Origin of the sequence: Pseudodesulfovibrio sp. 7M6, from assembly GCF_050058625.1 — a bacterium.
In the GTDB taxonomy this organism is placed as follows: Bacteria; Desulfobacterota; Desulfovibrionia; order Desulfovibrionales; family Desulfovibrionaceae; genus Pseudodesulfovibrio; species Pseudodesulfovibrio salinus.
On the sequence record NZ_CP188816.1, the window covers coordinates 2,530,283 to 2,545,238 of the forward strand.

11 protein-coding genes are annotated in these 14,956 nt (G+C 61.1%); 10 read left to right on the plus strand and 1 reads right to left on the minus strand.

Annotated elements, in window-relative coordinates; all coding sequences use genetic code 11:
* Positions 1–7 precede the first annotated feature (7 nt).
* The 9 genes from ACI0FG_RS12045 to nifJ all read left to right on the plus strand — a co-directional run bounded on the left by ACI0FG_RS12045 (position 8) and on the right by nifJ (position 13,161).
* Positions 8–1,108 carry a 4Fe-4S dicluster domain-containing protein gene (locus ACI0FG_RS12045; RefSeq protein WP_419785246.1) on the plus strand — a complete coding sequence of 367 codons (1,101 nt, stop codon included), beginning with the start codon at positions 8–10 and terminating at the stop codon, positions 1,106–1,108.
* The gene (locus ACI0FG_RS12050) at positions 1,105–2,055 is read left to right on the plus strand and encodes an RnfABCDGE type electron transport complex subunit D (protein WP_419785247.1); all 951 of its coding nucleotides are present in this window, start codon (positions 1,105–1,107) and stop codon (positions 2,053–2,055) included. Before ACI0FG_RS12045 ends, ACI0FG_RS12050 begins: the two co-directional genes overlap by 4 nt.
* 3 nt (positions 2,056–2,058) lie before the next feature.
* A complete protein-coding gene (gene rnfG, locus ACI0FG_RS12055) occupies positions 2,059–2,634 on the plus strand; it encodes an RnfABCDGE type electron transport complex subunit G (RefSeq protein WP_419785248.1) in 576 nt (191 codons plus the stop codon).
* A gap of 26 nt (positions 2,635–2,660) precedes the next feature.
* Positions 2,661–3,338 carry an electron transport complex subunit RsxE gene (gene rsxE, locus ACI0FG_RS12060; protein ID WP_419785249.1) on the plus strand — a complete coding sequence of 226 codons (678 nt, stop codon included), beginning with the start codon at positions 2,661–2,663 and terminating at the stop codon, positions 3,336–3,338.
* A gap of 12 nt (positions 3,339–3,350) precedes the next feature.
* The gene (locus tag ACI0FG_RS12065; RefSeq protein ID WP_419785250.1) at positions 3,351–3,926 is read left to right on the plus strand and encodes an electron transport complex protein RnfA; all 576 of its coding nucleotides are present in this window, start codon (positions 3,351–3,353) and stop codon (positions 3,924–3,926) included.
* Positions 3,927–3,958: 32 nt separating this feature from the next.
* Positions 3,959–6,064 (plus strand): FAD-dependent oxidoreductase, encoded by a 2,106-nt coding sequence (locus tag ACI0FG_RS12070; RefSeq protein WP_419785251.1) that lies wholly within the window; start codon positions 3,959–3,961, stop codon positions 6,062–6,064.
* Between the two features lie 128 nt (positions 6,065–6,192).
* On the plus strand, positions 6,193–8,313 hold the full coding sequence (pta, locus tag ACI0FG_RS12075; RefSeq protein ID WP_419785252.1) for a phosphate acetyltransferase: 2,121 nt from the start codon (positions 6,193–6,195) through the stop codon (positions 8,311–8,313).
* 1 nt (position 8,314) lies between these two features.
* Positions 8,315–9,517, plus strand: coding sequence for an acetate/propionate family kinase (locus ACI0FG_RS12080; RefSeq protein WP_419785253.1), 1,203 nt, complete (start codon positions 8,315–8,317; stop codon positions 9,515–9,517).
* Between the two features lie 41 nt (positions 9,518–9,558).
* Positions 9,559–13,161, plus strand: a complete 3,603-nt coding sequence (nifJ, locus tag ACI0FG_RS12085) for a pyruvate:ferredoxin (flavodoxin) oxidoreductase (RefSeq protein WP_419785254.1) — start codon at positions 9,559–9,561, stop codon at positions 13,159–13,161.
* Between the two features lie 265 nt (positions 13,162–13,426).
* Here nifJ and ACI0FG_RS12090 read toward each other — a convergent pair whose 3' ends face one another.
* Positions 13,427–13,798, minus strand: coding sequence for a NirD/YgiW/YdeI family stress tolerance protein (locus tag ACI0FG_RS12090; RefSeq protein WP_419785255.1), 372 nt, complete (start codon positions 13,796–13,798; stop codon positions 13,427–13,429).
* 576 nt (positions 13,799–14,374) lie between these two features.
* On the opposite strand from ACI0FG_RS12090, the gene ACI0FG_RS12095 reads away from it, so the two are divergent.
* The gene (locus ACI0FG_RS12095) at positions 14,375–14,908 is read left to right on the plus strand and encodes a ferritin-like domain-containing protein (protein ID WP_419785256.1); all 534 of its coding nucleotides are present in this window, start codon (positions 14,375–14,377) and stop codon (positions 14,906–14,908) included.
* The last annotated feature ends 48 nt before the right edge of the window (positions 14,909–14,956 follow it).

Sequence of the window (14,956 nt, forward strand, 5' to 3'; positions counted from 1 at the left end):
ACGCTTTATGACTACGCAAGAAACACCATCCCTTGAGCGGGCCGAACTGACCCTGCGTCACCACTGCCCCCTGGTAATCTGCGGGCAGACGGTCAGGCGCGGAGAAAAGCTGGCCACCGCGAACCGGCCCGGGGCGGGCGACATCCACACCCCGGTGGCGGGCAAAGTGACCCACGTGGACGCCTACCGCATCCGCGTGGATGCCGAAGGCGACGAAACCGTCGATCCCGTCGATCTCTCCGAACTTTCCGGCAATGCCCTGTATGCAAAACTTTTGGAGCTGGGAGTGGACCTTCCTCCGGCCGAGTCGGTGGACACGCTGATAATCAACGGCGTGGACGCCGAACAAGGCATTCTGACTCGATTGAACCTTCCGGCTTCTTCTCCCGAACCTCTTGGGTACGGCCTGGGCACCATCCATGCCCTCTATAAACCCCGCCTGATGACCCTGGCCGTATCCAAGGGAACTTCTCTCCCGGACTTCGACGTCCAGATAACGGAGATAGACAATCAGTACCCGGCCGGGCTTGATCCCATGGTCGCCCTGACCGTCACCGGCATCGAGGCCCCGGACCACACGGCGGTCATCGGCCTGGAAACGGTCTATCACCTCGGCCGGGTCATGCAGACCGGGCTGCCGGTCATGGAAACCCCGGTGACGGTAAACGACAAGCTGCGCATCGTCCCACTCGGTATGCCGGTGGCCCAGGTGCTGGTCGAGGCGGGCATCACCCCGGGCGACGGCGACCGCATCGTACTCGGTGGATTTCTACGCGGCGAGGCGGCCGCCCTGCCCTCGCAGGGCGTGGACCGGTCCGCCGTGGCAGTCACCCTGATCAAGAATCCGACCCCGGTGGCCGAAGACATGGCGTGCGTCGGCTGCGGCGAATGTGTCCGGCGCTGCCCGGCCCGGCTCGATCCATCCATGATTACCAGCTATGCGGAATTCGGCCAGTACGACATGGCTGCCAAGGCGCATGTCGAAGTCTGCTTCGAATGCGGACTGTGCGGCTTCTTCTGCCTCGCCCACCGTCCCATGCTGCAATACATCCGGCTGGCCAAAAACGAACTGGCCCTCGCCCGGTCCAGGCAGGAGGTAGCCCGATGAAACCGCTCAATCCGCTCGTCCTGACCGTATCGGTGCCCCCGCACCAGCATTACGGCACCTCTGTCCGGGGTCTGATGACCGCCATCCTCATGGCCATGCTCCCGGCGGCCGCCATGGCGGTAAACACTTTCGGCCTGGACGCCCTGCGCGTCATGGCCCTGTCCATGGGCGTAGCCGTGCTCACAGAGGCCGTCTGCAACCGGCTCATGGACCAGCCCTCTTCGGTCGGCGATCTGCACGCTCTCACCGTGGGGCTCGCCTTCGCCTTCCTGCTGCCCGCATCAGCCCCCTGGTGGCTGGTGACCTTCGGCAGCGCGGCCTCCATCGCCGTGGGCAAGATGATGTTCGGTCCGCTGGGCGGCAGCCCGTTCTGCGCGCCGCTGGTTGGCTGGGCCATCTGCCGCGTCTCCTGGCCCGCCGCCATGGACGTGGATGCCTCCATGCTGACCATGAACCTGACCTACCCCCTGGGCCAACTCAAGGCCTTCGGCTGGACCGCTGTCCAGATACAGGACAACAAATCACTGCTCTTCGGCCGCCAACTGGGCGGACTTGGCTCAGTGCAGATTGCCGGGGTACTCATCGGCGGCCTGTATCTGGTCATCAAAAAGCACATTTCATCAATCATCCCAGTAGGATTTTTGAGTGGCGTTTGTGTCGCAGCATGGGTCCTGCACCTGATAAACCCGGTGGTTTACCCCCCGGCCATGTTCCAGCTGCTGACCGGATCGATAATGTTCGGCGCCTTTTTCCTGGCAACGGACGGGCCTTCATCGCCGAACCGGCAGATTCCCATGCTCATTTTCGGCGTGCTGGCGGGGGTGATGACCATCATCATCCGCGTCTGGGGCGCATATCCGGACGGCGTTCCGTTCGCCATCCTGCTGACCAACCTGTTCACTCCGGTGCTGGAGCGCATTCGCCCCCGGCCCTTTGGCGCGAGGTAAGTCATGAAAGAAATACTCAACATGATGATTGTTCTGGCCCTGATCTGCGGCATCTCCGGGGTGACCCTGGCTGTTCTAAAACAGACCACCGCCCCGATCATCGAGGAGCAGGAGCTGACATACGTTCAGGCCCCGGCCATTGCCCAGGTGCTGGAAAAGCACGACAACAATCCCATCAAGGACCGCAAGCGGTTCGAGGTGGACGGCAAATCCGTCATGGTATTTCCGGCCATAAGCGGCGGCAAGGTCACAAGCGTGGCCTTCGAGACCTCGGGCAAGGGATACGGCGGCAACATCGGCGTCATGGTCGGCTTTGACCTGGAGACCAACACTCTGACCGGCATCGGCATCACCACCCTGAAGGAAACACCGGGGCTGGGGATGCGCGTCACCGAACACGGATACACCACCCAGTTCAAGGGCCATTCCATCGAATCCATGAACCTGACCAAGAACGGCGGCGACATAGAGGCCGTGGCCGGAGCAACCATATCCTCCACGGGAACGGTCTTCGCCGTGCAACAGGCCATCGCGATATACAAGAACCTCAAGGCCAAGCTGGCGAACGGCTGGTCCTGAACGCCAAGAGCGTGAGGAGCAATATCATGAGCAGATTATGGAAAGAATTCTCCAAGGGATTGTGGAACGAGCTGCCCCCGTTCCGACTCGTCCTGGGGCTGTGCCCCACCCTGGCCGTGACCAAGACGGCGTATAACGGCTTCGGCATGGGCATGGCGGTCGTATTTGTCCTGACCCTGTCCAACCTGCTGATCTCCCTGCTCCGAAAGGTCATCCCGCCCAAGGTGCGCATCGCCTGCTTCATCGTGGTGGCCGCCTCCCTGGTGGTAGCCGTGGAGCTTTTAATGCAGGCCTTCGCCTATCCACTCTACCAGCAGCTTGGCATCTTCGTTCCGCTCATCGTGGTCAACTGCATCATCCTGGGCCGGGCCGAGGCCTTCGCCTCCAAGAACGGGCCGCTGCTCTCCATGGCGGACGGCGCGGGCATGGGGCTCGGCTTCACCATGTCCCTGACATTTCTGGGAGGCCTGCGCGAACTGCTCGGAACGGGCGAACTCTTCGGCGTGCATCTGGCTTGGGACGGCTTCCAGCCCTTCGGACTAATGGTCGAGGCGCCCGGCGCATTCATCAGTCTAGGTGTGCTTCTGGCCCTGATGGTCTTTGTCCAGAACCTGCAACGCAAGCGGCAGGGGCTGGCCCTGGTGGAGGCACCGGGACACGACTGCAAGAGCTGCGGATGCTGCGGCAAGGCCGACAACGCCTAAGGGAGAATCATCATGCAGGAATACTTTCTTCTCTTCATCGCGGCCATATTCGTCAACAACATCGTCCTGGCCCAATATCTGGGCAACTGCCCGTTCATCGGCACCTCAAAGGACACCGGCGTGGCCATCGGCATGGGCGCGGCCGTGGTCTTCGTCATGGTCATGGCCACCGGCATCACCTGGCTGGTGCAATACAATGTCCTGGTCCCGCTCAACATCGGCTATCTCCAGACCCTGGCCTTCATCCTGGTCATCGCGGCCCTGGTCCAGTTCGTGGAGATGTTCCTCAAGAAGATGATCCCGCCCCTCTACAAGTCGCTCGGCATCTTCCTGCCCCTCATCACCACCAACTGCGCGGTGATGGGCGTGGCCCTCATCGTCCAGCGCGAGGAATTCGGCCTGTTCAAGTCTGTCATGTACGCCCTGGCCTCAGGCCTCGGCTTCATGCTCGCCCTGGTGCTGCTGGCCGGCATCCGCGAACGGCTGGCGGTACGCCGCCTTCCCATCGCCATGCGCGGCACGCCCATCGGGCTGGTCATGGCCGGACTCATGTCCCTGGCCTTCTTCGCCTTCAAGGGAATGATCTAGACGAACCCCAACGATCGCAAGGGAACCATATCATGATACTCACATCAGGTTTGACGCTGTTGGGCATCGGACTGGGCGCGGCCGGAATACTCGGCATCGCCTCCAAGTTGCTCTATGTAAAGGAAGACCCGCGCATAGCCGAAGTGGAAGGGCTGCTGCCCGGCGCGAACTGCGGCGGCTGCGGCTATCCCGGCTGCTCCGGCGCGGCCGCTGCCATTGTGGCGGGCAAGGCCTCGGCCACTGTCTGCGTCGTGTCCGACACCGATGGGCACAAGGCCATCGCCGCACTCATGGGCCAGGAGATGGTGGAGCGCGAGCCGGAACTGGCCGTGCGTGACTGCACCGGCGGTGACCGCGCGGACGAAGCCTTTCACTACGAGGGCGTGCTGGACTGCCGGGCCGCCCACCTGCTCTACGGCGGGTCCAAGGCGTGCCCCGAGGGGTGCCTCGGCCTCGGCTCCTGCGTGCGCGCCTGCCCCTTCGACGCCATCCGCATGGGCCCCTACGGCCTGCCGGTCATCGACCCCAATCAGTGCAAGGCGTGCGGCAACTGCGTGGACGCCTGCCCGCGCGGGGTCATAGCCGTTTCCGGCATGTCCGCCCGGCTGCTCCATCTCAACCAGACCACGGACTGTCTGGCCCCCTGCCGCCAGAAATGCCCGGCCCAGATCAACATTCCCCGCTACATCGAGCAGGTCAAGGCGGGCGACTACGACGGCGCGCTCATGACCATCCGCGAGCGCAATCCCCTGCCCGTCACCTGCGGACGGGTCTGTCCCCGCCCGTGCGAAACCCAGTGCCGCCGCCAGCACGTTGATTCCCCGGTGGGCATCAACATGCTCAAGCGTTTCGTGGCCGACCGCGAACTCCGCTCCGGCAAGCGGCTGCCCATCCCCTGCGCCAAGGATACCGGCAAAAAGGCCGCCATTGTCGGCGGCGGACCAGCCGGTCTCTCCTGCGCCTATTTCCTGCGCAGGCTGGGCCACTCCCCGACCATTTTCGAGGCCCAGCCCCACCTGGGCGGCCAGACCCGCTACGGCATTCCGGAATACCGGCTGCCCAAGGCGGACCTGGACTGGGAAATCCAGGGCATTCTGGACCTCGGCGTGGAGACACGCATGAACACCAAGTTCGGCCGCGACTTTACCATCGAGTCGCTCAAGGCGGACGGGTTCGAGACTATCTTCCTCGGCATCGGGGCATGGCAGGCCTCCGGCATGTATGCCGAGGGCGAGGACCTGGACGGCGTCATGGGCGGCATCGAGTTCCTCACCGCTCACGCCCTGGGCCAAAAGCCGGAGACCGGCGACAAGGTCATCGTGGTCGGCGGCGGCAATACCGCCATCGATGCGGCACGGACCTGCGTCCGCCTCGGCGCGGACGTGACCCTCATGTATCGCCGCACCCGCAATGAAATGCCCGCCAACGTGGAAGAGATTGTCGGTGCCGAGGAGGAAGGCGTGAACTTCCTCTTCCTGGCCGCCCCGGCACGGGTCATCGGCGATGAAAACGGCAGGGCCGTGGCCCTGGAATATTACGAAATGGAACTGGGCGAACCGGACGAATCCGGCCGACGCCGCCCGGTCAAAAAGGAAGGGTCCGAGAAACAGATGGAGGCCACGCTCATCATCCCGGCCATCGGCCAGAAACCGGACCTGACCTGTCTGTACGAGGACGGCGACGCCGGGACCTGCCCGCTGGAAACCACCCGCTGGCAGACCATCGTGGCCGATTCCGATACCTTTGAGACTATCATCCCCGGCGTGTTCACCGCTGGTGATGTCTATACCGGCCCGGACCTCGTGGTCTCGGCCATAGGTGACGGCCGCAAGGCCGCCCGGTCCATGCACTACGCCATGACACAGGACAACATCCCGATATCGCCCACGACCCAGAAGGACATGATCGGCTACTCACTGTTCAGGGAAATAGACATCGAGGAAAGAAAGGAACGGGCCGTGATGCCCCACCTCTGCCACGGCGATGACCGCAACTGCACCTTCAGCGAGGTGGAGGGCGCTCTCTCCGAAGAGCAGGCCCTGTCCGAGGCGGACCGCTGCCTGCGCTGCGGCCTGGTCTGCTACGACCGGGAATCGGCCACGGAAACACGCCACTTCATCAACCCTGCGGATCTATAGTTCAACCCAATCGGCCCCAAGAGACCGCGTTCCCCCACCACCACACCCCAAACCCTTGGGAACGCGATTCGGGAGGGCTTTCCCCAAGGAAAGCCCTCCCCTCCTCCTAGCAAAAAAGGACGGAAAGCATGTCGAAGAGCCTGTACATTGCAGCCACCGAACCCAGGAGCGGCAAGTCGGCCATTCTGCTGGGCGTCATGCAGCTGCTGCGCGCCCACGTGAAAAAGGTGGCCATATTCCGGCCCATCATCAACGACCCGATCAAGGACGTGCCGGACCACGACATCGACCTGGCCATCCGCCACTTCAAACTGGATATCCCCTATGAGCGGACCCACGCCTACACCCTGAGCGAGGCGCGGAAGATGCTCAACGACGGGAAAAAAGCGCTGCTACTGGAAAACACCCTGAACAAATTCAAGGAGCTGGAAAAGGAGTACGACTTCGTGCTCTGCGAAGGCAGCGACTACATCGGGGAAAACGCCACCCTGGAATACGAGATGAACATCGCCATCATCTCCAACCTAGGCTGCCCGGTCCTGCTGGTGGTCAACGGCTGCGACCAGGAAGAGGAAGACCTGTGCGACACGGCCCAGCGCACGGTTGAGACCTTCGAACAGCGCGGGCTGGAAATACTGGGACTGATCATCAACCGGGCCAAGCCGGACCTGCCCACCACCGTGCTGGACGCCATCCGGGAACGAACCAAAACCGAAACGCCGCTGCTTTCCTACATCATCCCGGACGACAAGCGTCTGGGCAACCCCACCATCCGCGACGTCATCAAATGGCTGGACGCCTCGGTGCTCTACGGCCACGGTCAGCTGGGCCATCCCGTGGACAACTTTCTGGTGGCGGCCATGCACATCGCCAATTTTCTCAAGTACGTGGAGGACGGCAGCCTGATCATCACCCCCGGCGACCGTTCGGATATCATCCTCGCCTCCCTCACCTCGCGCCAGTCGTCCTCCTTCGGCAACATCGCGGGCATGGTCCTTACCGGCGGCATCCAGCCCACCGAGACCCTGCACCAGCTCATCGAGGGATGGACCGGCGTGCCCGTACCCATCCTGAGCGTCAAGGACCACACCTTCCGCACCACCCAGATCCTCCAGGCCCTGCATGGCACCATCGACCCGGAAAACACGGCCAAGATAGCCTCGGCCCTGGAACTCTTCGAATCCAACGTAAACTCCGAGGAATTGCGCAAACGGCTGGTCACCTCGGTATCCCACAAAATCACGCCGTTCATGTTCGAGTACAACCTGATTGAAAAGGCCAAGTCCGAAAGGCAACGCATCGTCCTGCCCGAGGGAACCAGCGAGCGGGTACTTCAGGCCACCGAAATTCTGGTGCGACGCAACGTTGCGGACATCATCCTGCTCGGCAAGGAGGCGGAAATACGCGAAACCGCAGCCCGCCTGGGTGTTCGGCTCAACGGCGCGCGCATCATCAACCCGGCGGATTCCGAACGATTCGAAGCGTATGCCACGGCCTATTTCGAGGAACGCAAACACAAGGGCATCCTCATGGAAGACGCCTGCGACCGCATGAGCGACCCCACCTACTTCGGGACCATGATGGTCAAGATGGGGGACGCCGACGGCATGGTCTCGGGTTCCGTCACCACCACGGCACAGACCATCCGCCCCGCCTTCGAGTTCATCAAGACCAAGCCGGGCAGCTCCATCGTCTCCTCGGTCTTTTTGATGTGCATGAACGACAAGGTGGTCTGCTTCGGCGACTGCGCCGTGAACCCCAAGCCGGGCGCGGCCCAGCTGGCAGAAATCGCCCTGGACTCGGCAGCCACGGCCCGCATCTTCGGCATTGATCCCAAGGTGGCCATGCTCTCCTACTCCACCGGCACCTCCGGCAAGGGCGAGGATGTGGAAAAGGTCATTGAAGCCACCCGGCTGGCCAAGGAAATGGCGGCCGAGCGCGGCCTGGACGTACCCATCGAAGGGCCGCTCCAGTACGACGCCGCCGTGGACCCGGAAGTGGCCCGCACCAAGCTGCCGGACAGCAAGATCGCGGGACACGCCACAGTCTTCATCTTCCCGGACCTGAATACCGGCAACAACACCTACAAGGCGGTGCAGCGGGCCGTGCCGGATTCCACGGCCATAGGCCCGGTCCTCCAGGGGCTGAACAAACCGGTCAACGACCTCAGCCGAGGCTGCCGCGTGCGCGATATCGTCAACACCGTGGCCATCACCGCAATCCAGGCCCAGTCGGAAAAGGATATCTGACATGAAGATACTGGTCATCAATTGCGGCAGCTCGTCCCTCAAGTATCAGCTGCGTGATATGGACAGGGAAACCGTGCTTTGCAGCGGCGTTGTCGAACGCATCGGCGAGACCATGGGCAAAATCAGCCACATAGACCAGCCGGGCACCGAGTCGGTCAAAAAGAATGTGGAGGAACGGACCATTGATGACCACGTGCAGGCCATGCGCCTGATGGTGGAAAACCTGCTCGCCCGCTCCATCTCGTCCCTGGACGAGATAGACGCCATCGGCCACCGCGTGGTCCAGGGCGGGGAGTCGTTCTCCCACCCGGAGTTGGTGGACGATCAGGTGGTGGAAACCATCCGGGCCAACATCCCCCTGGCCCCGGTGCACAGCTCCAACACCACCGGCATCGTGGAGGCGCGCAAGATATTCGGCGACACGCCCAACGTCACGGTCTTTGATACCGATTTTCACCTGACCATGCCGGACTATGCCTACATGTATCCGCTGCCGCTCCAGTTTTATGAAAAGCTGAAAATCCGCAAATACGGATTCCACGGAACCTCGCACAAATACGTTTCCCGCAAGGCCGCCGAGTATCTGGGCAAGGACCCGTCCGAGGTCAACCTCATTACCATCCATCTGGGCAACGGCTGCTCCATGGACGCGGTGCTGGGCGGCAAGTGCGTGGATACCACCATGGGACTGACGCCACTGGCCGGGCTGATGATGGGAACGCGCTGCGGCGACATCGACCCCGCCATTCTCCCCTTCCTGGCCAAGCACAATTCCATGTCCCTGGACGACATCGACGAAATGATGAACTTCCAGAGCGGCCTCTTCGGCATAAGCGGCACGGGCGACATGCGCGATGTGCACGCGGCGCGGGCCGAGGGCGACTCCAACGCCCAGCTCGCCTTCGAGATGTTCGCCTACCGGGTCAAAAAATTCATCGGCTCGTTCCTGGCCGTACTCGGCACGGTAAGCGCCCTGGTCTTCACCGCAGGCATTGGCGAAAACGACGCCGATGTCCGGGCCGAGGCGTGCAAGGGGCTGGAGCCGCTCGGCATCCGCGTCGATCCGGAAAAGAACGCACGGCGCGAGCCTGGCATCCGCGAAATCCAGACCGACGACAGCCCTATCAAGGTGCTCATCGTTCCCACCGATGAGGAATACGAGATCGCCCGGTGCACCATGGAAGTGGTCAAGCAACAAGCATAACCGCCTCTCCCGGCGGTGCAAAAAATACAACGGAGACAGTTATGTCCAAAAAAATGAAGACGATGGATGGCAACACCGCCGCGGCACATGTGGCTTACGCCATGAGCGAGACCGCGGCCATCTATCCGATCACGCCCTCCTCCACCATGGGCGAGATCGCCGACGAATGGGCCTCGCAGGGCCGCCGGAATATCTTCGGCCAGTTGGTCAAGGTTCGCCAGCTCCAGTCCGAGGCCGGTGCGGCCGGTGCGGTCCACGGCGCCTTGGCGGGCGGCTCCCTGACCACCACCTTCACCGCGTCACAGGGCCTCTTGCTGATGATTCCGAACATGTACAAGATCGCGGGCGAGCTGCTGCCCGGCGTATTCCACGTCTCGGCCCGCGCCGTGGCCGGGCACGCCTTGTCCATCTTCGGCGACCACCAGGATGTCATGGCCTGCCGCCAGACCGGCTTTGCCATGCTCGCCTCCGCATCGGTGCAGGAGGTCATGGACCTCGCCCTGGTCGCCCACCTCGCGTCCATCGAATCCTCCATCCCCTTTGTCAGCTTTTTCGACGGATTCCGTACCTCCCACGAAATCCAGAAGATCGAAGTCATCGACTACGACGACATGAAGCCGCTGGTGAACCTGGATAAGATCAAGGAGTTCCGGGCCAAGGCCATGAATCCCCAGACCCCGAACATCCGGGGCACGGCCCAGAACCCGGACATCTATTTCCAGGGTCGCGAAACAGTCAACGCGCTCTACGACGCTGTGCCCGGCATTGTGGAGGAATACATGAAGAAAGTAGCGGCCATCACCGGGCGCGACTACAAGCCCTTTGACTACGTGGGCGCGCCGGACGCGGACCGTGTGGTCATCTCCATGGGCTCCTCCTGCGAGACACTGGAAGAAGTGGTCAACCACCTGACGGCCAAGGGTGAAAAGGTCGGGCTGGTCAAGGTCCGCCTGTACCGCCCCTTCTCGGTCAACCACCTGCTGGACGTGCTGCCCGGGTCCGCATCCTGCGTGACCGTGCTCGACCGCACCAAGGAACCCGGCGCGCTGGGCGACCCCCTCTATCAGGACGTATGCACCGCATTCAAGGAGGAAGGCATTCATACAACGGTCCTCGGCGGACGCTATGGTCTCGGTTCCAAGGAATTCACCCCGGCCATGGCCAAGGCGGTCTACGACAACATGGCCGCCCCCGGTCCCAAGGAGCACTTCACCGTCGGCATCACCGATGACGTGACCAACACCTCGCTGCCCGTGGCCGACGTCCTGAACACCACCCCGGAAGGCACGGTGCAGTGCAAATTCTGGGGGTTGGGTTCCGACGGAACGGTGGGTGCCAACAAGCAGGCAATCAAGATCATCGGCGACAATACCGACATGTACGCGCAGGGCTATTTTGCCTACGATTCCAAGAAGTCCGGCGGCATCACCATCTCCCACCTCCGCTTTGGCGAAAAGCCCATCCAGTCCACCTACCTGGTCACCTCAGCCGACTACGTGGCCTGCCACAACCCGAGCTACGTCCACCTCTATGACGTGCTGGAAGGCATCAAGAACGGCGGCACCTTTGTGCTCAACTGCGCCTGGAAGGCCGAGGACATGGACCTGGAACTCCCGGCCGCCATGCGCCGTACCATCGCGGAGAAAGGGCTCAAGTTCTACACCGTGGACGCGGTCAAAATCGCCGGAGAAGTAGGACTCGGCGGCCGCATCAACATGATCATGCAGACCGCCTTTTTCAAGCTGTCCAAGGTCATCGACTTCGACCAGGCCGTCGTCCTGCTCAAGGACGGCATCAAGAAGGCGTATGGCAAGAAGGGCGACAAGATCGTCAACATGAACAACGCCGCCGTGGACAACGCGGTGGACGCCATTGTCGAGATTCCTGTGCCCGACGCCTGGAAGCAACTGGCCGACGATCCGGCCGCGGTGCGGGACGAACCCGCCTACGTGAAAGATGTAATGCGGCCGGTGCTGGCGCAAAAGGGCGATACTCTGCCCGTCTCCGCCTTCAGCCAGGACGGCACCATGCCCGCAGCAACTTCCAAGTACGAGAAGCGCGGCGTGGCCATCCTGGTCCCGGAATGGAACAAGGACAACTGCATCCAGTGCAACCAGTGCGCCTTTGTCTGCCCCCACGCCGCCTTGCGCGCCGTGCTGGCCACGGATGAGGAAATCAAGGACGCCCCCGCCACCTTTGAGACCCTCGACGCCGTGGGCAAGGACGTGAAGGGATTGCACTTCCGGCTCCAGGTCAACACACTCGATTGTTTGGGTTGCGGCAACTGCGCCGATATCTGCCCGGCCAAGGAAAAGGCCCTGGTCATGAAACCGCTGGCCTCCCAGACCGAAACCCAAGTACCCAACTTCGACTTTGCCGAAACCGTGGCCTACAAGGACGCCTTCAAGCGCGGGTCGGTCAAGGGCTCGCAGTTCCGCCAGCCGCTCATGGAGTTCTCCGGGGCCTGCGCTGGCTGTGGCGAGACGCCTTACGTCAAGGTGCTGACCCAGCTCTTCGGCGAGCGCATGGTGGTGGCAAACGCCACGGGCTGCTCTTCCATCTGGGGCGCGTCCGCACCTTCCACTCCCTACTGCGTTAACCGCGACGGACATGGCCCGGCCTGGGGCAACTCCCTGTTCGAGGATGCGGCCGAATTCGGCTTCGGCATTCAGATGGCTTATGCCAACCGGCGCGAAAGACTGGCCCAGCTCGCTCTGGAAGCCGTGGAAAACGGGGTGAGCGGCGAAGTCAAGATTGCCCTTGTGGGCTGGCTTGCCAACAAGGACAAGGCCGAAGGCTCCGCCGAATGGGGCGCCAAGCTGCAAGAGGCTCTCAAGGGACAGACAGAAGGGGTGCTCGGCGAAATAGCCGAGATGAGCGACCTGTACACCAAGCGCTCGCAGTGGATATTCGGCGGCGACGGCTGGGCCTATGACATCGGCTACGGCGGCTTGGACCACGTCCTGGCCTCGGGCGAGGACATCAATGTCCTGGTGCTTGATACCGAGGTCTATTCCAACACCGGCGGCCAGTCCTCCAAGGCCACGCCCCTGGGCTCGGTAGCCAAGTTCGCGGCCGCGGGCAAACGAACGGGCAAAAAAGACCTCGGTCGCATGGCCACGACCTACGGCTACGTCTATGTGGCGCAGGTGGCCATGGGCGCGGACAAGAACCAGCTACTCAAGGCGTTCACCGAGGCCGAAGCCTACCCCGGCCCGTCCCTCATCATCGCCTACGCGCCCTGCATCAACCAGGGCATCAAAAAAGGCATGGGCAAAACCCAGCTGGAGCAAAAGCTGGCCGTGGCATCGGGCTACTGGCCGCTCTACCGCTACAATCCCCTGCTGGCCGACGAGGGCAAAAATCCGTTCAGTCTGGATTCCAAGGCACCGGACGGCACCCTGCAGGAGTTCCTCTCCGGCGAAAACAGGTACGCAATGTTGGAAAAATTCCATCCCGAAGCCGCAGACACCTTGCGAAAACGCATCGAAATGGACTATACTAAACGCTACGCTCAGTACGAGCTCATGGCCAAGGAAGAGTCCGCGCCCGCAGAGGACGAATCACTTCCGGTCTGTGAGTCTACCAGTACAGCCGAGCACTCCCGGCCGGACGGCGGCGACGCCTGCGATGACGGGAGATAAACCATAGATTATCAAGATCCGGGTCCAGATAGCGACTTGCTGCGCTCATAAAAGGACCGCATGGACTTGACCGGGAATCGGCAAAAGCCGAAACCCACCCCGAAGTAGAGAGGGGAGACTGCTGCCACAGTCTCCCCTTTTCTATTCCTGCTTTCCCATCGGGATTGCGAAGAGCGGGCTCCGCGATCTACCTGTTTTCTCAAGACAACAAAAAAGGGAGGCTGCTGCCACAGCCTCCCTTTTGCCCTACAGGGCTAAAAACAACTTATTCGCAGCTGGCGATGGAAGTGCCGTTCACTTGAGCCGGAGCAACCGACACAGCCTGCACCTCGGTGTACATAAAGTTGCGGACAATGTTGCCCTTGATCTCCACGGGCTTGCCGGCATCGGCCAGCTTCTGCTGCTCAGAGTCGCTGATGTAGACCAGCAGTTCGCCGGTGCCATCAGCCAAAAGGTACTCATCGTTGTTGATGTGCTTGACAACGCCGGACAGGCGGACATCGGTATCAACACCGGAAGCCTTGGCATCCTCCACAGAGGTGGAAACCGGGTGACCGGCGGCGAAGCCCTGCTGAGCGACTAAAGCAAAAGAAGCAACTAACATGGCCATGGTCAAAATAGTGGTAAAGCGTCTCATAATGTTATCCCCGAAGTTGTAAATTACTTGCTGTAAAAAGTTGGTCCTCACTGAACACGGCTCTTAAGTAACACATCTATTCCATAGCTCAAGAAAAATCTTCACTCATAACTTACTGTAATTATTCTATTTTTAAAAAAAGTTTATTTTTTGATTGATTGATTAATCAAAATTGACTGGATAATCAATCAGTCGTACCCGGATCAACGAAAAAATAGAAAGCTCGAATGGTGTTCTGGAAGCCGATTTCAGCGAGGAAAAAATCGGACACAGGCTCCCTGGATTTTCCTTTGGCCAATGTCCCGAAATCAGGCGCCCGATTCATGGATGTTGTGCGCATAAAATGCAAGGGAAAATTTCCTTTTTCGATCCATGCCGAAATAATATTATGCCGAAGAGGAAAAATGCTTCTGACGAAACCGCACCAGCCGGAGTCCGGTCGCAATCAGCTGCTGTACATTTGGAAGTGTCACCCGTGCCCTTTTGGCACTGGCAAAATGATGCCGGGAATGATATTCATTATACAATTAACCAGAATCAAACAGCCGCTGCGAGCGGCAACATCAGGAGGTCTCAATGTCTACCAAAGAAGAGCGTAAAGCCAACTGTGTAGAGGTATTGAACAAGGCCCGTGCCATGGAGCTGCAGTCCATTCATCAGTACATGAGCCACCACTATCGTCTGGATGACATGGATTACGGCGAGCTTGCGGCCAATATGAAACTCATCGCCATCGATGAGATGCGCCACGCCGAGGCCTTTGCCGAGCGGATCAAGGAACTGGGCGGCGAGCCCACCACCGAACTGGCAGGCCCCGTGGCCAAGGGCCAGGAGATCGGCGCCATCTTCGACTACGACGCAGCAGAGGAAGACAAGGCCCTCGACGCCTACAACCAGTTTGCCCTGGTCTGCCGCGAAAACGGCGACTCCATCAGCGTCAAGCTCTTTGAGACCATCATCGACGAGGAGCAGCTGCACTACAACTACTTCGACAACGTGAGCGGCCACATCGGCAGCCTTGGCGACACCTATCTGTCCCGCATTGCCGGAACCCCGTCCTCCACGGGCCTGGCCCCGCAGGGCTATGCCATTGCCGAAGGCGGCGAGTAGACCGCACCGCAGGAAGCGACCAAATGAAAGCCCCCCGTTGCCTTGGCG